Source organism: Robertmurraya phoenicis (assembly GCF_047302285.1).
Taxonomy (GTDB): Bacteria; Bacillota; Bacilli; order Bacillales; family Cytobacillaceae; genus Robertmurraya.
The window spans coordinates 4,607,391-4,625,332 of the sequence record NZ_CP154845.1 but is presented as its reverse complement, the minus strand read 5'-3'; the positions used below and the strand labels follow the sequence as shown (position 1 = coordinate 4,625,332).

The following is a 17,942-nucleotide window of genomic DNA, read 5'->3' as shown; positions in this document are numbered from 1 at the left end:
AGAGACATATGACGACAGAACATAAACCTTCTATACCATTTACATACAAGCTCATAATAGGGATCGTGCTGTTCATCGGTGTTTTTGTCGCTGCACTTGTTTTGGGAGCAGCAGACACGACGTTAAAAGATATTTGGCTCGCGTTAATGACCAATGAAACAGGTGACACTCTTTCAATGCTTCGAGAAATTCGTATCCCCCGAGAGGTTGGAGCGATCTTTGTTGGTGCAGCACTGGCAGTAGCTGGTGCGATTATGCAAGGAGTGACCCGGAATCCGCTCGCTGATCCAGGGTTACTCGGTTTAACGGCAGGGGCAAATGTGGCTCTCGCTGTAACAATCGCCTTTATGCCTACAGCCGATTATTTTAGCATTATGGTCGCCTGTTTTATTGGAGCGGGTGTCGGAACCGTCATGGTTTTAGGCCTAGGTGCTTTGAAAAAAGGGGGCTTTTCTCCTTTTCGGATCGTTTTAGCCGGTGCTGCTGTTTCGGCATTTTTAACAGCGATCGCCGAAGGAATAGGGCTATATTTTAAGATTTCAAAAAATGTCTCCATGTGGACTGCCGGTGGTTTAGTAGGGACGAATTGGGGCCAACTAAAGGTCGTCGTGCCCTTTATCATCATTGGTTTATTGATTGCTTTGTTCCTTTCTAAGCAGCTCACCATTTTAAGTCTAAGTGAAGAAGTGGCGGTTGGTTTAGGACAGAAAACGACTCAGATAAAAGCTATAATGTTTATTGTTATTATCATTCTTGCGGGAACAGCGGTTGCATTAATTGGAAATATGGCTTTTATTGGCCTTATGGTCCCTCATATTGTTCGAGCGATTGTTGGTACTGATTATCGCTATATCATTCCGATGTCGGTGATTGTCGGAGGCGGTTTCATGCTTTTAGCAGATACGCTTGGACGGACGATCAGTGCTCCATATGAAACACCAGTGGCTGCGATTGTATCGATTTTAGGGTTGCCATTCTTCCTTTTCATTGTTCGTAAAGGAGGGAAAGCATTCACATGATCCATCCTCGTATTGTCAAAAAACAAAGACTAACATTGTTATTTTTATTGATTGTCATTATCGCCACTGCGGTCATTGGCATGGGAATCGGGAGTTCGTCTGTTTCTTTTGATCGTCTTATCCTAACTTTATTTGGTCAGGGGACGTTCAAAGAAGAGTTTGTCGTCTTTTCCGTTCGGATGCCAAGAATCGTTGTCACCTTACTTGCAGGGATGGCCCTTGCTTTATCAGGTTCGATTTTACAAGGGATTACTCGTAATGATCTAGCCGATCCTGGAATTATTGGGATAAATTCAGGGGCTGGGATTGGAGTCGCTATATTTTATCTGTTTTTCCCTGTAGATGGTGGCATGTTTGTTTATTTGCTTCCAGTTGTGGCTTTTGCTGGTGCAATGGTGACAGCGGCACTGCTATATCTGTTTTCTTACGACCGTAAAACGGGATTACAACCAGTGAGGTTAGTGTTGATCGGGGTCGGATTCTCTATGGCTTTTTCCGGTGCAATGATTATCATTTTTTCATCCGTCGATCCGTTTAAAGTCGATTTTATTGCCAAATGGTTGAACGGAAATATATGGGGTTCAGATTGGCCGTTCATCTGGGCGATTCTCCCGTGGCTGATTGTGCTGATTCCTTTTACGCTTTACCGAGCAAATCGTTTGAACCTATTAGGGATGAGTGAACCTGTGGCCGTGGGTGTCGGGGTATCTATAGAGAAGGAACGAATTGTTCTATTGTTAGCTGCTGTCGCTTTAGCAGCCGCTGCCGTCTCCGTAACGGGAGGAATTGCTTTTATTGGGCTCATGGCCCCTCATATTGCGAAAGCGCTAGTTGGACCTAGAAATCAGCTTTATATTCCGGTCGCCATTTTACTTGGAGGCTGGCTCCTCGTTCTGGCCGATACGATTGGCCGAAATCTGATCGAACCAGACGGAATTCCTGCTGGTATTATGGTCGCGTTGATTGGAGCTCCGTACTTTATGTATTTGTTGTTGAAGAACGATAAATGATGGATGGGTGCTTTAGACCGATATATAGGTTGTTTTGACCGATATATTTGAAATTAGACCGATAAAATTCGATTTAGACCGATATAACCGAAATTAGACCGATATATTTTATTTTAGACCGATATTCGTAAATTCCAATGCACTATTACGGAATTTAGCTTCTGAAAAAGGGTAATTTTCAATTAAGAATTCAAAAAAAGCCTTAAATTAGTTAAGGGCAGCCCTTGGGGACCGCCCTTTTCTGGTGGTTTTGGTGCATTAGACCGATTTAAGGCGCGCATTTTTCTATTGATATTTAAAACAGACGAAGAAAATGAGGGTTTCCCATACGGAGACCCTCATTTTCTTTCTTCTTTCACTTCTTCTTTTAAATAGTCAACAAAACGATCATCATGTGCTAACCAAGCTGCTTCCGTACGTTTTAGAAATTTTTCAGCCTCTGTAAAGCTCATGAATGTTTTATCTAATTTAAAACGATTTTTTTCTATTATCCATTCGGAGTCATCGCTTGGTCGAATCAGAAAGTGGTCCTCACGGCGATTAAGATATAAAGCGCCAAAGGAGGAGTCCTTTAAGTTATAACGGTTATTTCTCGAATCCTCACGTAGCGGCTCAAGATGGAAGGTATTTGCGACATATAATTTATAGGCATTTTCCGTCATCGAACAACCAGATGCCTTCGCATGTCCGCCTCCCCCTAATTTTCCAGCGATCTCTGACACATCCACATGATCATGAATAGTGCGAAACCCGACTCTTCTCCCGCCCATATTAATAATGGCAATATAATCTAAATGTGGGTATTCCTTTCCTAATTCATTTCCGAGTTCCGAATGATAGGATTCAGCAAAGACGACACCAGCAAAATGATCTTTAATTTGTGCCTGAACAAGCTCTCTTCTTTTTCTGCGGATGTAGCGCTCAATTTTCACTTCTTCCAGATCGAGAATCTTTTTCTCAAAATCATCGAATTGAAAATGGTCCGAGGATTTAAGACGTTCAAGCATTTTCTCTTCAAATTCATCAATGGAAATAAGGAAAAAGAGTGCGTTAAGGCGCTGAGCCTGCTGATTATTGTTCTTTTCCCATTCCCACGTATCATATTGACGGACAAGCTCAACAAATTCGTCAAGTGCTTCTGTTTTAGATAGATGACCTTCCTCGACTAAATAGTGATAAAGGAGGGAGGTTGCTGAAGTAAGCATGCCATCTTTATCCTCAACAATGACTCTTCCCCAAGCATACTGATTATAATTTAGGGCCGTTTTATGATGGTCAATGAGCTGCACTTTTCCCCCTAATTGATGAAAGGCTTCTAAACTTTTTTCATTTTCTTCATTAACGGATAAGTCAGTAATAAAGAGAAAAGTTTCGGGATCATCGTTTTCAAAAAACCATTCAACTTCCCGGTTTAATCCAGCGATAGAGTTGTAGCGGACTTGAACATCCTTTCCAAATGCTAGCTTTGCAAGGATTCCACATCCGACCCCATCTAAATCATTATGTGATAATAACTTGTACATGTTTTCACCTCACCCTCTATTATGCTATAAAATGGTAAAAATATTGCTTCGTTTTGCTCACTTCTTTAAAATGAAAAATAACAGAGATGCGATAGGAGGAGATTATCATGGCAACGATCGAAGATTTTTTGAAGCTAGATTTGCGTGTGGGGACTGTATTAAAAGCTGAGCCATTCCCTGAAGCAAGAAAGCCAGCGATTAAATTGGAAATCGATTTTGGTGAACTTGGAGTTAAAAACTCGTCGGCACAGATTACGAAGCGGTATACACCTGAACAGTTAATCGGACGTCAGGTTGTGGCGGTAGTCAATTTTCCACCGAGAAGAATAGCGGGATTTAAGTCTGAAGTATTGGTGATAGGGGGAGTTCCTGGGGAAGATGATGTCGTATTACTAAATATCGATGAGACCGTTCCGAACGGCACACCAATTTCCTAATGTTGAGAAGAAATGCAAGGTGTAACTTATAAAGACGACACTTAACGGGGTGTCGTCTTTATTTTTGTAAAGGAAACTTGACGTAAAGTTTCTTTTACATTTATACTAAGTATAAGGGAGGTGGTCGTTATTGAAAAATCATATCGTTGAGTATCGGAAAAAACATGGACTATCTCAAGATCGATTAGCTGAAAAATTAGGGGTCTCACGACAAACGATTATTTCAATTGAAAAGGGAAAATATTCGCCCTCACTTCCACTTGCGTTTCTGCTCGCTAAAACGTTTAACACCACGATAGAGGAATTATTCGTTTATGAAGAAGATAAGGAGGGGAAAAAGGGATGAAGAGCTATAGAGTTTTATATTTCATCTTTGGCTTATTCTTTTTTGCCATGGGAGGCTTCTTATTGTTCGTAAGCTTTATGGCAAACGCAGCACCAAATACAAGCTTTTTGATGATGTTTGCGATGGGGATCATGAGTTTTTGTCTAAGCTATCTTTACCCACAATTTCAGCAAAAGGATGAACGGATGAAACGAATTCGGGAAAAAGGCATGTTTTTCTCTGTCACGGCATTGATGGTTTACTTGCTTATTTTTAATATAGGTTTGCAGGTTGGATTATTTACATTAACTGCAAGTGAGTTGCTCCATATTTTAACAGCATTAATCATCTGTACTGTATTTATCTCATTCGTAGTATACTCAAAAATTTACTAATTGGAGGGATGTTGCTATGGGAGGTTACTTTCTATTAGCGATTGTCATTATTGGAATCTTTATTGGACTCATGATTACAAGAAAAGACTCAACTGAAAATAATGGTTTAAGTAAGAAAGGACTTACGAAGCTATTAATTTTACTAGCACTAATCTTTATTTGTGTTGTAGTCGTTGTGTTTTTGACTCCGGAAAGCTGGTTGTAGGTAAAAAGAACGATATTCACCGTGAGTTATATTCCTTAATTTTACATCATATCACTTTACGATATGATAGAAGAAATGAGAGAGGAGGAATAAAATGGCGACAATTGATCTACAGAAGAGAACGGTAAAACTTGTTCTGGAGAAAAAGGAATTGACGACCGTAAAGGCTCGAGTCGGATTGGTATTGGATATTACAGGCTCTATGCGCACCTTGTACAAAAATGGGACGGTTCAAAAAGTGGTGGAGAGAATACTTGCGGTCGCGTCTCAATTTGATGATGATGGGTCTCTCGATATTTGGGTGTACGATAACGAATTTTCAAGATTGAAGCCTGTAACAGAGAGGGATTTTGAAGGATATGTGGATCGTCAAATCATCGAGAATGACTTAATACATAAGTTTGGAAGAAATGATGAACCGCCTGTCATGAGGGATGTCGTGAAGAAATATACGAAGGAAGAGATGAGTGACGATCCTGCTTTCATCGTGTTTATCAATGATGGTGGATGTAAGAAATCGATCAAGCCTATTATTGAAGGGACGTCTATTAAACCACTATTTTGGCAATTTGTCGGGATTGGCAATGGTAATTTTGATTTTTTAAGAAAAATCGATCATCTCGAAGGCCGTTTTGTAGATAACGCTAATTTTATTCACATTGAAGATGTTGATGCCATCTCTGATGAGCAACTCTATGATATGCTTCTTAACGAATTTCCAAGCTGGATTAAGGAAGCGAAGGAAAAAGGTGTTTTAATAGAAAAAGAGGAAGAAAAAGTACCTGATAAGCCAGAGTCAAAAGAGAAGAAAGGGTTTTGGAGCAGACTGTTCAGTTGAAAATTCTTAACAAAATATGCCAAAAACAATTGCTTCACCGTATTGAAGTTTGCTATCATATTGTCAAATGATGGGAGGGAACACGGGTGTCATTAGAAACTGTATTGGATCATTTTAAGAAATGGAACCGGGAAAAAGATGTCCTCGTTTTTGAGCAATCGAGTGCTACCGTCGATATGGCAGCAGAAGCAATTGGGGTGATTCCAGCAAGAATTGCGAAGACCCTTTCGTTTCGCGGTGATGGAGAGCAAGCGATCCTTGTTGTAGCTGCTGGTGATGCCAAAATAGACAACAAGAAATTTCGTCATACTTTTGGCTTCAAGGCTCGGATGCTAGCCCCAGATGAGGTGTTTGAACAAACGGGACATATGATCGGTGGTGTTTGCCCGTTCGGGTTAGCGAATCATTTGGATGTATATCTGGACGTCTCTATGAAACGTTTTGAGACCCTTTATCCAGCGTGTGGGAGCACGAATTCAGCAATTGAACTTTCTTGTGAAGAAATTCAAGAGTACGCTGGAGCGAGAGAGTGGGTCGATGTGTGTAAAGGATGGACAGATGAGACGGTTGCGGCAATATCGTAATAGAAAAAGAATCGATGGTAACGACTCTTTGATTCTAGTTTGGAGTGTATAAATTCCCTCGACTTGTGGATAAATTGTTCGTATAAACAGTTGGCGTATCGGTATGAAAAAATAACAGGAAAAATTCCGCTTAATGAGCAACCATCATGAAAAAGAGCCGAAATAACAGGAAAAATTCCTGCTATTCCCTCAAAAAATGCCAAAATAAACGATTTTGCCCTCCATAAGCGGAAAATCTTCCGTTATTATCCCTAAAAGGGACTCCATTGGGGGATATAACAGGAAAAATTCCGCTTAAGGGTGAGAGATGGTTGGAACAAAATAGGGTTTTATAGTAGAAATTTAGACAAACCCGTAAATTGATGTGGATTCTTGAAGGCTAATTTGCATTTCCCTCGATTTTTTTGTGCGAGGAAAATCGAAGATAGAAAACGAAATGGGTTTTGCGTTAATACAAAAATAGAGAAAGGTGAATTTGAGTACCCTCAAATTCACCTTTCTCATTATTTGAAGCTAGTTATGTCCCAGCCTTTTTCTATTTCAGCCATTTCCTTTTTACTGCCAATAACCTCTGGAATTCCTGTTCGAGTTCTTCCGTCGGTTCGATGCTTAATCTGCTCAACACTTCGGTTATTTTTGTTTCAAGGACCAAGAGGTTATCCTCTTCATCTGAACGTGAGCGTGGTTCATCATTTTTATATTCATCGTAGGTGCCTTCAAATACATGTAGTTCCTCATTTTCGATTGTCAAGATTCGTGTGGCTATCTTTTCAATGAATCGGCGGTCATGGGAAACAAAAATGATGGTTCCTTTGTAGTCGACCAACAAAGATTCCAATGCTTCAACCGCCTCAATATCGAGAAAATTGGTCGGCTCGTCAAGAATGAGTGTGTTAATATCGCCAACAAATAATTTGGCGAGGGCTACTTTGACACGTTCGCCTCCGCTAAGGACATTGACTTCTTTATAGACATCCTCTCGGAAAAAATGAAGCCTCGCTAAAACAATGCGGATAAAGGTTTCCGTGTGGTTCGATGAAACTTGCACATTCTCTAAGATTGTTTTTTCTGTATCTAATAAATCGATGGTTTGACTAAAATACCCATACTTTACCGCTGGAGAGAGGGTTATACCAGACTCTTTGTTAACAATTTTCTTCAATATCGTTGTTTTCCCACTTCCGTTTACACCAATGATCGCAAGTTTGTCACCACCACGCACCTCAAAACTAGCTTTTTTCCAAAGAACGCGGTTTTCGAATCCTCCTGATACATCATGAGCACGAAGGATGGTTCTACCCGTAAACGCTTCTTCGTTTGGCAATGCCATTCGGATAGCGGGGCTTTCTTTCATTTTTTCTACTTTATCGAGCTTTTCTAAACGAGTTTCAATTGATTTTGCAACTGTTTGCAATTTCTTTTGTTTTTTTGCAAAATAAGGCTTCGACTTTTTTGCTTCAATGGAGCTCACGTTTTTCGGTGTTTTCGTCGCACGGGCAGCTTTCTTTTCTTTCATGACGATGGCTTCTTCTAACTGTTTTTTCGTTTTCTCATATTTTTCATAGGCGGCTTCGTGACTGCGTATTTCCAGATCCTTTTGCTTTAAATACGCAGAATAATTGCCTTTGTATTCTTTCACATGACCATTATCAAGCTCCCAAATGGACGTGCAAAGGGCATCCAAAAAGGTTCTATCATGGGATACCAAAAGGAGTGCACCTTGCCAGTTCGCTAATTTTTTCTCTAACCATTCAATATGCTCTGTATCCAAATGGGTTGTGGGCTCATCTGCCAGTAATATCTCCGGATTTCGCGTCAATGCGTCAATAATATATTCTTGCGTCACTTCACCCCCACTTTTGGTCGTATCAGAGCGTTTGAGCTGGGGAAGGAGTTCGCATGTAGCGTGCTGATGAATCATTCCTTCATCAATCGTTCTTTTCCCTGCGAGGACCTCTAACAAAGTCGTTTTACCGGTTCCATTTTTTCCAATTAAGCCAATTCGATCTCCCTTGTTAATTTGAATGCGATCGATGTCGAGTAGCTGTCGTTCTTTTATAAAAAATTTAATACTAAGGGCTTCTAAAAGCATATAATCATCTCCGTTTTTAAGGATAAGGAGACAAAAAGCGCCTCCTATATTCAGAATAGGAGGCGCTAACGAAAAGCAAAGAAGCTGTCATTGTGGTGACAACAACAAAAAAATCCAATCCTATCCTGAAAAATGAAATTGAAGACAACACAAAAAGAGCCGTTATCAGCTGTGTTTTTAGAATCTTCAATTTGTATTTTCGAAAAATAGGATTAGAACTTCATGTTTATTGGGTCACCCTTTCGCTATTTATACTTTTACGATAATGGATCTTCTAAATCATGTCAATCAGTTGTTTCTTTTTTAATTTTGGTCCCTTTGCTCTTATAAGGCTTAGCACTTTTCGCTTTGTTTGCACTGGCCTGCCAACGATTCCAGCCTTTTTTGCCGGTTCCTCTTCCGGTTCCGCCTTTTCCTTTTGCTTTACTCATCGGATCCACTCCATTCTTTGTTAACGTGAGGGTTTTGGCGGTTGGCACACATCGCATTTCCGTTGGTTATTATTTTTGAATTTCGTAAAACTTTTCTCGAACTCATTCCCGCATGCGCACTTGAATTGTAATTTTTGAGAAAATCCGTGAAATTCGGTTGAAAGTAATGTGCTTTCTGAGTTGTTCTGCACATATTTTTGTATATCTTTGATGGTCCATCGTTTATTCACTTATTACACCTCTATTCCTTGTCAAACCATAGTAATTCTTTGTCATCCTCATCACCGTTGTAATTAATGAAGACTTCCTCTCCAGCTTTAATGTCTTTATAAGCATAGAAGTCAAAAGTGTGGTTATCAAAATTAATTTCATACGTGGCGTTAGGTTCATAAGAATGGTTAAATAACATCCCATAGCCAAGAAGAATGGCTGTATGGTTTTTTCCATATTCAAAAGCATAATCAGCAAGAAGTGTTTTTTCAATATGTTCATGTTGATCGTTTGGATAAGCAATGACAGGCGCTTCATGGAGAAGTTCCCCTTTTTTGATATCGCGTGTAGCAAATACCCCTCTATTGAATTCTCCATCACTAATGAGAGATGATTTTATTTCGATCATGTTGTTCACCTACTTGTTTTATATATTTCTCAACTTTACCACTAAATCGTCCAGTGAGCCATTACGTTCTCCTATAATATAAAGCATTTTTAAGATTTCCATACGATTCCGTTATTTTGAGGCAAAATGAAAGGAAACTTTTGTCTAATTTCGTAAATTTTTTAAGATTTGCTTGAATTTATTGCCAAAATGGAATATAGTACATTACATCAGTAATGTACTAAGTTAGAAAGGAGGCGGCCATGATTTTTAACCCAGATGGTTCGAAGCCCATTTATGTACAAATTGCCGAATGGATCGAAACAGAAATATTGAACGGCCATTTTGAAAACAACCAAAAAGTGTACTCTCAATATCAGTTAGCAGAGATGTTTACCATCAATCCAGCGACAGCAGCGAAAGGGCTCAATCTTTTAGCGGATGAACAAATTCTTTATAAAAAGCGAGGGTTAGGGATGTTTGTTACGGAGAATGCAAAGGAAAGAATTGCTCAAAAGCGAAGAAATGGTACGTTAAAAAAGCTCGTTGAGGAGCTTGTATTAGAGGCAGAGCGTTTGGATATCAGTGAAACCGAGTTAATGGAAATGATAAAAGCCGCACGATATAAGGAGGGAAGTCAATGAATGTAATCGAATGTACCGGCGTAACGAAAGCGTTTTTTCGTAAAAATGTGCTAGACGGACTTTCTTTTTCAATTGAAGAAAATAAGATTACAGGTTTAATAGGGAGAAATGGAGTCGGGAAAACAACGTTGCTAAAAATTCTTGCTGGATTCATAAAGGAAACATCTGGTAATGTGAGGGTGTTCGAACAGCATCCATTTAATAATCTGCATACTTCAGCGAATACGATATTTGTGGATGACCAAATGGGATTCCCTCCTGCCTTGCAGCTACAAGAGTTACTAGAGGCAGCAGAAAGTTTTTACCCAAATTGGGATATGGAACTGGCAAACGGCCTTTTCCAATACTTTGGTTTTGATCCTAGCCATTATCATAATACGCTTTCTAAAGGGAGAACAAGTACGTTTAATATGATCGTCGGATTAGCGTCGAGATGTCCCTTAACGATTTTTGATGAGCCAACGACAGGAATGGATGAAGCGGTCAGAAAGGATTTTTATCGTGCGCTAATGAAGGATTATATTGCCCATCCCCGTACGATTTTGCTCTCAAGTCATCATTTAAATGAAATTGAGGATATCCTTGAGGATGTGCTTCTGATCAAAGATGGAAAGGTGTTGCTTCATCAATCGATTTCTGATTTGAAGGAGTGGGCCATTGGTCTTCAAGGTCCTTCATCTCTCGTACGAAAATGGGTGGAGAGTCGTGACAGCGTTTTTGAACGGCTTATCGGCATAGACACGTTGTACGTCGTTGTGCGAAATAATTTTTCTAAAGTGGATCAAAAAGAAGCTACTTTGTCAGGGGTGGAATTTTCACCAGTAAGGGCAAGTGATTTATGCGTCTATCTCACGAATGAGACGAAAGGGGGAATCGATGATGTCTTTAGCGAACGTTAGTTTAATGGAAACGGTGAAAAAACAATTTCAATTTAAAATGAAAGCTTATATTGATGCCTTTAGCTCACTTGTGGGAATTCAGTTTATCGCTATTTTATTTTCCCTCGCTGGGAATGGTGGTTCTTCTGGAGGATCATCAAGTGGGTTCATTTTCCACATAAAGAATTACTCAGCTGACCTTGTCATTGTCTTTACGTTCATTTGGATTCTTGTGACCTCCATTACGATTACGACGAAGCCTTATCGAAATCAAGAGTTTACTTTTGTAACCAACCGTTTGAGCAGCAGTCTCTCCAATATTTTCTTTTTGTTAGCTGCAAGCATACTTGGAGCAATTACTGCTGTAATGTCACGTTTTCTCATTCACTGTATTGCATACTTTTTATTCAAAGAACAACTTTATGCAACGCCACTCGTAACAAGTGAGATAATGATCGGAATTGTCGCAAGCCTGCTCTATATTTTTTGGATTAGCTCTATTGGTTATTTCATTGGCACCTTAGTTCAGATCCATAAAATGTTTGCCGTTCTAGTCCCTGTTATCGTGGTAGGCTCCTTGTTTTATGATGGCTTCATGCAAAGAGATGCGACGTTAATTGGTTTGTTTCAATTTTACTTTTTTGAGTCTTCACTAGCCCTGTTTGCCATTAAAGTACTTGTAACAACAGCACTATTTTATCTTGTATCGATTAGTATTTTGAATCGAATGGAGGTAAGACGATGAACATAGAAGTACTTTTCCAAATTGGGATGATAGTAGTTTTGCCGTTATTGTTCTTTCTTGTCCGGTCAAAAAAGAAAATCACACATTGGCTTCTTGTTGCCTATATAGGGCTCTTGCTTCTAGCTGTTGTAGCCACTTTTTTTATTAAAACGGAAGCGCCGAAAGTGAGTAACGGCAAAATGACGGATTTATACGGGCTTGTATCCTCAGGTGAGCTTCTATCAAAAGGCTCTGATTTTTTACTTAAAGAGAATAGTTATGTGGTAGAAGGTGACACGTTGCAAATTTCTTCTGTAAACCATTCAAATACAAATGCCAACATATATGTTGAAAGGAAAGAAGAAGATGATAACAAGGTTGAGGTCTATCATTATGGGAATATTATAATTGCCGGAATAGACGTATCAGAGGAGCTTGAACTCCCAGCCATTCGTATGGAAAAAGAAAAATTATTGATCGCCTATGGCAAAGATCAAGAATTGAATACATCTGTCGTTATGAATGAATTTACCATTAATCAATTTACTGGAGAATCAAAAATGGATACTGATTTCCAAACAGATGGACCGATAATCTATATACGCATCCCTCATAGCTTTGAGGTTAAAAACAATTCTACGATAGATTTCATTTTCACCGATGAGCTTGAATAATCAATTTTTTCGACAGTCACGCCCACATACGATAAAATAAATGGATGAACTCAAAGATGGCGAGGATGTTGATGAATGATGCGTTGGAAGCAGTTTTTAGAATATGAGTTTCTATTAGATCTAGGGATATCCATTGGGATTTTTCTACTCTTCCTTATCTTTAGAAAGCTTTTTGCCAAATATGTATTTTCGCTTCTATTGAAGCTTAGTAAAAAGGCGCCAACAGAGTTCCTTTCACGTGTATTTCTTGCATTTGAGAAGCCCATTCAGTGGTTATTTCTGATTATAGGTGTTTACGTTGCAGTGGATATCTTTCCATATTTAAGTGTAGACCGAGGTCTTTTTCCAAAAATCATTCAAGCTTCGATCATTTTTTTCTTAAGCTGGGGATTGTATAATCTTTCCTCAAGTTCTTCTTTGGTGCTGACGAAAATGAACAAGCAATTGAATATGGAAATTGATGAAATCTTAATCCCATTTTTATCAAAAGCCATTCGAGCTGTTATTGTGGTCATTAGCTTTAGCATTATTGCTCAAGTATTTGACTATGAAATTAGTGGTTTAGTAGCTGGCCTAGGATTAGGAGGTCTCGCCTTTTCTCTTGCGGCTAAGGATGCTCTAGCGAATCTCTTTGGCGGCATTGTCATTATTACGGAGAAGCCCTTTTCAATTGGTGATTGGATTATGACACCGAGTGTGGAGGGAACTGTTGAGGAGATCACTTTTCGAAGTACACGAGTGCGAACCTTTGCTCAAGCAGTGGTGACTGTTCCAAATGCTACTTTGGCTAATGAAAATATTACGAATTGGAGTGAAATGGGGAAACGACAAATTACCTTCCAGTTACGGGTTATGCATGATACACCAAGGGAAAATCTTCAATCAGTTGTGAACAATATCGAAGAGTATCTTAAGAACCATGATGGTGTTCATAAAGAAACAATCTTTGTGAAGTTTGATCAGTATTCGGAAAATGGATTAGGTATTTTTCTTTATTTTTTCACCAATACGACGGTTTGGGGAGAGTTTCTCACAGTAAAGGAAGAAATCAATTTTGCGATATTGGAAATTCTTGAACGGGAACAAGTCATGCTTTCAATCCCAAGTAGAAAGCTGTATGTAGATTCAGAGAATAGTAGCAGTCAGAATCCTTCCCTTTTATCAAAAGAGGGCTCTAATTAATAATCTTCTAATAACTCCTTTGTAGTTTGGTTACATTAGTATCACGAACTACAAAAGGGGTTTTTTTATGTCCAAAATAGGTTGTATGAATGAGTACGCTCCGTTAAAAAAGGTTCTTGTATGTGAGCCGCAATTTCTGATGAAGCCACAGTCAATGCCGGTAAGCATTGATATAGCGATAAAGGAGCATCATCACTTTGTATCGACATTAAAAGACTATGGCGTTGACGTTGTTTCTCTTCCTCCAGCAAAGCAGTTTCCAGAACAAGTTTTTACCCGTGATACAGGATTTGTCTTAGGGGAAGAACTCTTTATAGCAAATATCCAAAATTATATTCGCCAAGGGGAGGAAGAATATTTAAGAGAACAGCTTGAACAAGTATCACTTCCTTATCAAACGATCCCTCAAGGCAAAATTGAGGGAGGTGACGTCATCATTGATGGAGATACAGTGTATGTAGGAATCAGCAATCGGACGAATCAGGAGGCGGCTAAGCAATTACAGGGCTTGCTTCCAAATTTCAATGTCGTTGAAGTCCCATTTTCAGATGCCTATCTCCATTTAGATTGTGTCATTAACATTCTTTCTCCTGAAGAAGGGATTATCTATCCTGAGGAAATACATGGGGAGAAGATAAAGCTCTTGAAAAAACGTTATGATTTAATCTCTGTGTCAAAAGAAGAGCAAGCAACACTCGCGACTAATGTTCTTTCATTGGGGGATAAGAAGGTGATTAGCCTTCCAATCAATAAAGAATTAAACAAAGAGCTAAGGCTACGAGGTTATGAGGTTATAGAAGTGGATTTTACAGAAATGATTAAATTCGGAGGAGCCTTTCGCTGCTGTACCTTGCCTATTTTAAGAAAGTAGAGGAAGAGGATCCAAAATTAGAGTAAAGGTTTTGTTACGATTGATCGGATTAATAGTGGCAATTGTCATTTTTAACTATTTAGGATTTAAATATAATCATTTAACTCGAAATCAAACCCTCCACATTTGGATGTTTACGATTGCCTTCCAAATGTTATTTGATATCATTGTCGAATTCAAATATCATGGTTATTGGTATTTTTCAAAGGAGGTCAATTGGCGGGGAGTATTGCCCCATACCATTTTAATTCCTCCAGTCAATATGTTATTCTTAAGCTTCTATCCTTTCGGCAAAAGAAGAATGCTAAAGGTGTGGTATATCCTCATTTGGACAGGAGCGATTATAATCTACGAGGCATTGACCCTCTTGCCACAGCCATGGGGTTATTTTTATAGCGGTTGGTGGACATTGTGGCATTCAGCGGTAGCGGATCCACTACTCTTTTTAATTTTAGTGGCTTATTTTAAATGGGTGATAAAACTTGAAAAGCAGTCTGAACCAGGTAGAATTCCACGTATCGAGTAATGAGGGGAGCATGCACTCCCCTTATATCTTTACAAATGCTTATCCCCAAGAATGGCAAAAAAGTAAATGGCCATCGTAATGAATCCAAAAGGTAAGCCGAATTTTGCCCATTCTGAGCTAGTTATTTTCAGTTTTCCAGATGAGATGATATTCGGGATATTCCCTGGAATAAGCATCCCACCGCTAATGATGAGACCAAGAAGTATTGCTTTGATCGTTTGGTGACTCATGGAGGGGCTAATTTCGGCTGCAGCGAGTGTCGCATTGTCTAAAACAGCTGAAATAATATTAATCCAATATAGGACATTTTCATGAAGTCCAAGAATATAGGTATCGATTAGTGGCTGAAATCCTGCACCTAGTAAGGTCAGTCCCATAACAAATACATATATTTTACCAGTGCGAAGGAAAATTTCCTGATAGGTTTCAGACTCGTTATCAGCGACTAAACGAGTTTTTTTAAATTGAGGCTGCACAAATAGTGCGGCAACAATTCCCATCATGATGATCCCAAGAATGACTTCTCGACCAATCAATTTTGATAGAAAGAACATATCTTCATTCAATTTGCTTACAATAATCGTGGATAACGGTTCTCCAATTGGGGTTAATGCAGCCCCGAGTCCAATAGAGAAACAGGTGATGATGACTAGTTTGACTTCGGATTTTCTCTCGAGTCGAAGCACTGCTACGATGATGACGAGTACGAGAGAAGCGATGATTGCTGTGATAATGCTTGAAAGAAGCCCAAGAATAATGACAACAAGAGCAAGAAATAACGGATAGGGCATCGATTGGCTGACTCTTTTAATCATTTTTTCGAGCGGAACTTTCATCCATTTGAATATGAGTCCAGCAATGAAAACAGCTATTGTAATCTTTAATGGATCCTTGAGGGCCTTCAAGATTAACGAGGGATCCCATATTCCGCTTACCCATACTGCACTAATTCCCATTAAAAACAAAAAGATTTCAAGATTCTTCTCAATGACCTTTACCGAAAAAGGAAGAAAAAGCACTAATAGTAAAATGAAGATTAACCCTGTCATCGTGACTTCCTTTCTTTTCTTTGTCCTAAAATGATTCATATGCTTGTCTAGGTGAAATATGCCTTTTCTGTTGAGGAAGTAGTAGTGTGAATTTTGCAGACAGGTTATAGCGTACCAAGCAGATTGCTGTTATTCTTATTTAGATGCATGATAAAGTAAAAATATATTAGTAAAAGTTATTGCTCAATGTAAGAAAGGAATGAAGTAAGTGAACATTACAAACGAAGCACGCGATATGTTGCAGCATGTGTTCCAAGAGAATGGAGTCCGCAATATTCGTGTCTATTTTGGTGGATATGGCTGAGGTGGTCCACAAGTAGGACTGTCTCTGGAAGAGCCAGAAGAAAATGATAAAATGGAAATTATGAACGATATTCAAGTTGCAATTGATCCTGATATTGCTCCTTATTTAGAGGGTTTAACCCTTGATTTCAATAAGGAAGCAAATGGTTTGGTATTACTTGGGAACGAAAGCGATTGTTGTTGATGGAGAGAACATTGTGCTGAGGCACAATTTTTTTTTGTTGTCAGGAATTTATAAATTCTCTCGACTTGTGGATAAGTGTTCGATAAAATGTTCGTATAAACGGTAGTAGTATCGGTATGAAAAAATAACAGGAAAAATTCCGCTTAAGGGTGAGAGATGTTTGGAGCGAATTAGGCAAACGGGAAGCTTCCTACATTTTGTAGGAGCTTTTTTTGTTGTAATTGAAAATGATTATCATTTATAATGGTGATAGTTTCATATTCTGATTTGACGAAAAGGGGAGTATTAAATATGTTTGTCCAAATGAGAAAAACGATCGTGACGGAAGGTAATGCCGATAAAGTATTGGAGCGTTTTAGCAAAGAAGGAATCATTGAAAAACAACCAGGATTTGTTGATTTAACCGTAATGGTTAAGAAAGTACGTCGTGGTGATGAAGAAGTGCTTGTGCAAATTCGCTGGGAATCAGAAGAAGATTGGAAAAACTGGGAGAAGAGCGATGCTCATATTGCTGGTCATAAGTCAAAGCTCGGACAACCTAAACCAGACTATATTGTCAGCTCAGAAGGCGGAAAATATGAAGTAGTAGCGGTTAAGCAAGCTGTTAAGTAGCATACGGTTATATAATAGCTAGCAAATAGCTAACAAAATGATAGAGACTGCTAGCGGAAATCTAGCATATGGAAAAGGACACAAAAAAGGGATTTATCTCTTTTTTTGTGTCCTTTTATATTACCGATTTACTTCATAATATCATGGTCAACATAACGTTCGCCGTTTAGTTCACTGACAATATTAATAGCAACTTTTGCTCCGTCACCGGCAGTGATAATGGTATGCATGCTAACCCCTGCACAAGTTCCGGCTGCCCAAATACCTTCAACGTTTGTTTTACCAGTTTGGTCGACGTCAAAGATGGCTTTAATACGTGGCTCTGTACCAGGTTTTGTTGTTACACCTGATTTTTCTCCAAGATCAACCGCCATCCCAGTAGCTAGAATGACATGCTTCGCTTCGTATTCGCCACTTGCTGTAACAACAGTTACATGGTCCCCAGATTTCTTAATTTCAGTTGCATCAACCTCTACAATTTCCGCACCAAATTTTTTCGCTTGTTCTTTGCCTGTTTCTACTAAATCAGGTCCAGAAATGGCAGGAGCGCCATAATGGTTTTCTAACCAAGCGCGCTTCGTTACGCTCTTTTCGTTATCTAAAATAATCGTTTTCTTTCCAGCCTTTGCTGTGAAAATACCAGCACTTGCTCCAGCTGGACCTGCTCCGATAATCACTACATCATACATTTGTGAATTCCTCCTTTAGTAGTTAAACTGCTTCATACATCATTTTAGCAAAATATTAGAAAAATAACCCAATATATGCTCGTATCGTTAAGTCAGGAATCTGACGATGAAAAAGAGAGGCTTCCCATCAAGTGTTGGGAAGCCTCTCT

24 protein-coding genes are annotated in these 17,942 nt (G+C 39.1%); 17 read left to right on the top strand and 7 right to left on the bottom strand.

Translation table 11 applies throughout. The annotated features are described in order from the left end of the window. The first annotated feature begins 8 nt into the window (after nucleotides 1–8). On the top strand, nucleotides 9–1,019 hold the full coding sequence (locus AA0X71_RS23075; protein WP_413357594.1) for a FecCD family ABC transporter permease: 1,011 nt from the start codon (nucleotides 9–11) through the stop codon (nucleotides 1,017–1,019). After that, a complete protein-coding gene (locus AA0X71_RS23070) occupies nucleotides 1,016–2,029 on the top strand; it encodes a FecCD family ABC transporter permease (RefSeq protein ID WP_413357593.1) in 1,014 nt (337 codons plus the stop codon). Before AA0X71_RS23075 ends, AA0X71_RS23070 begins: the two co-directional genes overlap by 4 nt. A gap of 338 nt (nucleotides 2,030–2,367) precedes the next feature. Here the strand turns inward: AA0X71_RS23070 and AA0X71_RS23065 are convergent, their stop codons facing one another. Next, nucleotides 2,368–3,552 (bottom strand): DHH family phosphoesterase, encoded by a 1,185-nt coding sequence (locus AA0X71_RS23065; RefSeq protein WP_413357592.1) that lies wholly within the window; start codon nucleotides 3,550–3,552, stop codon nucleotides 2,368–2,370. A gap of 107 nt (nucleotides 3,553–3,659) precedes the next feature. Here AA0X71_RS23065 and csaA point away from each other — a divergent pair, with 107 nt between their 5' ends. From csaA to AA0X71_RS23035, 6 genes are all read left to right on the top strand, one after another. Next, complete coding sequence (gene csaA / locus AA0X71_RS23060; RefSeq protein ID WP_413357591.1) at nucleotides 3,660–3,989, top strand: chaperone CsaA; 330 nt, start codon at nucleotides 3,660–3,662, stop codon at nucleotides 3,987–3,989. Nucleotides 3,990–4,119: 130 nt separating this feature from the next. After that, the gene (locus AA0X71_RS23055) at nucleotides 4,120–4,335 is read left to right on the top strand and encodes a helix-turn-helix transcriptional regulator (RefSeq protein WP_413357590.1); all 216 of its coding nucleotides are present in this window, start codon (nucleotides 4,120–4,122) and stop codon (nucleotides 4,333–4,335) included. Then, complete coding sequence (locus tag AA0X71_RS23050) at nucleotides 4,332–4,709, top strand: permease (RefSeq protein ID WP_413357589.1); 378 nt, start codon at nucleotides 4,332–4,334, stop codon at nucleotides 4,707–4,709. The genes AA0X71_RS23055 and AA0X71_RS23050 overlap by 4 nt, the downstream gene beginning before the upstream one ends. 16 nt (nucleotides 4,710–4,725) lie before the next feature. Then, nucleotides 4,726–4,914 (top strand): hypothetical protein, encoded by a 189-nt coding sequence (locus tag AA0X71_RS23045; RefSeq protein WP_413357588.1) that lies wholly within the window; start codon nucleotides 4,726–4,728, stop codon nucleotides 4,912–4,914. A gap of 94 nt (nucleotides 4,915–5,008) precedes the next feature. Further along, a complete protein-coding gene (locus AA0X71_RS23040) occupies nucleotides 5,009–5,752 on the top strand; it encodes a vWA domain-containing protein (RefSeq protein ID WP_413357587.1) in 744 nt (247 codons plus the stop codon). An 86-nt stretch (nucleotides 5,753–5,838) separates the two neighbouring features. Then, on the top strand, nucleotides 5,839–6,336 hold the full coding sequence (locus AA0X71_RS23035; protein ID WP_413357586.1) for a YbaK/EbsC family protein: 498 nt from the start codon (nucleotides 5,839–5,841) through the stop codon (nucleotides 6,334–6,336). A gap of 535 nt (nucleotides 6,337–6,871) precedes the next feature. On the opposite strand, the gene AA0X71_RS23030 is transcribed toward AA0X71_RS23035, so the two are convergent. From AA0X71_RS23030 to AA0X71_RS23015, 4 genes are all read right to left on the bottom strand, one after another. Continuing rightward, nucleotides 6,872–8,428: a Vga family ABC-F type ribosomal protection protein gene (locus AA0X71_RS23030; RefSeq protein WP_413357585.1), complete on the bottom strand. Its 1,557-nt coding sequence runs from the start codon at nucleotides 8,426–8,428 to the stop codon at nucleotides 6,872–6,874. A gap of 284 nt (nucleotides 8,429–8,712) precedes the next feature. Further along, nucleotides 8,713–8,859 (bottom strand): DUF3934 family protein, encoded by a 147-nt coding sequence (locus AA0X71_RS23025; protein ID WP_413357584.1) that lies wholly within the window; start codon nucleotides 8,857–8,859, stop codon nucleotides 8,713–8,715. 20 nt (nucleotides 8,860–8,879) lie between these two features. Beyond that, complete coding sequence (locus AA0X71_RS23020) at nucleotides 8,880–9,089, bottom strand: hypothetical protein (protein WP_413357583.1); 210 nt, start codon at nucleotides 9,087–9,089, stop codon at nucleotides 8,880–8,882. Nucleotides 9,090–9,100: 11 nt separating this feature from the next. Next, entirely contained in the window at nucleotides 9,101–9,478 is a 378-nt protein-coding gene (locus AA0X71_RS23015; protein WP_413357582.1) for an SET domain-containing protein, read from the bottom strand. A gap of 242 nt (nucleotides 9,479–9,720) precedes the next feature. Here AA0X71_RS23015 and AA0X71_RS23010 point away from each other — a divergent pair, with 242 nt between their 5' ends. The 7 genes from AA0X71_RS23010 (at nucleotide 9,721) to AA0X71_RS22980 (ending at nucleotide 14,956) form a co-directional block, all read left to right on the top strand. Then, the gene (locus AA0X71_RS23010) at nucleotides 9,721–10,101 is read left to right on the top strand and encodes a GntR family transcriptional regulator (protein WP_413357581.1); all 381 of its coding nucleotides are present in this window, start codon (nucleotides 9,721–9,723) and stop codon (nucleotides 10,099–10,101) included. Beyond that, on the top strand, nucleotides 10,098–11,000 hold the full coding sequence (locus AA0X71_RS23005; RefSeq protein WP_413357580.1) for an ATP-binding cassette domain-containing protein: 903 nt from the start codon (nucleotides 10,098–10,100) through the stop codon (nucleotides 10,998–11,000). Before AA0X71_RS23010 ends, AA0X71_RS23005 begins: the two co-directional genes overlap by 4 nt. Next, on the top strand, nucleotides 10,981–11,724 hold the full coding sequence (locus AA0X71_RS23000) for a hypothetical protein (RefSeq protein ID WP_413357579.1): 744 nt from the start codon (nucleotides 10,981–10,983) through the stop codon (nucleotides 11,722–11,724). Before AA0X71_RS23005 ends, AA0X71_RS23000 begins: the two co-directional genes overlap by 20 nt. Beyond that, nucleotides 11,721–12,377, top strand: coding sequence for a hypothetical protein (locus AA0X71_RS22995; protein ID WP_413357578.1), 657 nt, complete (start codon nucleotides 11,721–11,723; stop codon nucleotides 12,375–12,377). Before AA0X71_RS23000 ends, AA0X71_RS22995 begins: the two co-directional genes overlap by 4 nt. A 78-nt stretch (nucleotides 12,378–12,455) precedes the next feature. Beyond that, the gene (locus tag AA0X71_RS22990) at nucleotides 12,456–13,559 is read left to right on the top strand and encodes a mechanosensitive ion channel family protein (protein ID WP_413362730.1); all 1,104 of its coding nucleotides are present in this window, start codon (nucleotides 12,456–12,458) and stop codon (nucleotides 13,557–13,559) included. A 67-nt stretch (nucleotides 13,560–13,626) separates the two neighbouring features. After that, a complete protein-coding gene (locus AA0X71_RS22985) occupies nucleotides 13,627–14,430 on the top strand; it encodes a dimethylarginine dimethylaminohydrolase family protein (protein ID WP_413357577.1) in 804 nt (267 codons plus the stop codon). A 31-nt stretch (nucleotides 14,431–14,461) separates the two neighbouring features. After that, entirely contained in the window at nucleotides 14,462–14,956 is a 495-nt protein-coding gene (locus AA0X71_RS22980) for a hypothetical protein (protein WP_413357576.1), read from the top strand. Between the two features lie 29 nt (nucleotides 14,957–14,985). Here the strand turns inward: AA0X71_RS22980 and AA0X71_RS22975 are convergent, their stop codons facing one another. After that, nucleotides 14,986–16,005, bottom strand: a complete 1,020-nt coding sequence (locus tag AA0X71_RS22975; protein WP_413357575.1) for a DUF1646 family protein — start codon at nucleotides 16,003–16,005, stop codon at nucleotides 14,986–14,988. 355 nt (nucleotides 16,006–16,360) lie between these two features. Between AA0X71_RS22975 and AA0X71_RS22970 the strand changes: the two genes are divergently transcribed. Together AA0X71_RS22970 and AA0X71_RS22965 are read left to right on the top strand one after the other, a co-directional pair. Then, nucleotides 16,361–16,492, top strand: a complete 132-nt coding sequence (locus tag AA0X71_RS22970) for a hypothetical protein (RefSeq protein WP_413357574.1) — start codon at nucleotides 16,361–16,363, stop codon at nucleotides 16,490–16,492. A 291-nt stretch (nucleotides 16,493–16,783) separates the two neighbouring features. Next, entirely contained in the window at nucleotides 16,784–17,104 is a 321-nt protein-coding gene (locus AA0X71_RS22965) for an antibiotic biosynthesis monooxygenase (protein WP_413357573.1), read from the top strand. Nucleotides 17,105–17,232: 128 nt separating this feature from the next. Here the strand turns inward: AA0X71_RS22965 and AA0X71_RS22960 are convergent, their stop codons facing one another. Continuing rightward, on the bottom strand, nucleotides 17,233–17,793 hold the full coding sequence (locus tag AA0X71_RS22960; RefSeq protein ID WP_413357572.1) for an FAD-dependent oxidoreductase: 561 nt from the start codon (nucleotides 17,791–17,793) through the stop codon (nucleotides 17,233–17,235). Nucleotides 17,794–17,942: the final 149 nt, after the last annotated feature.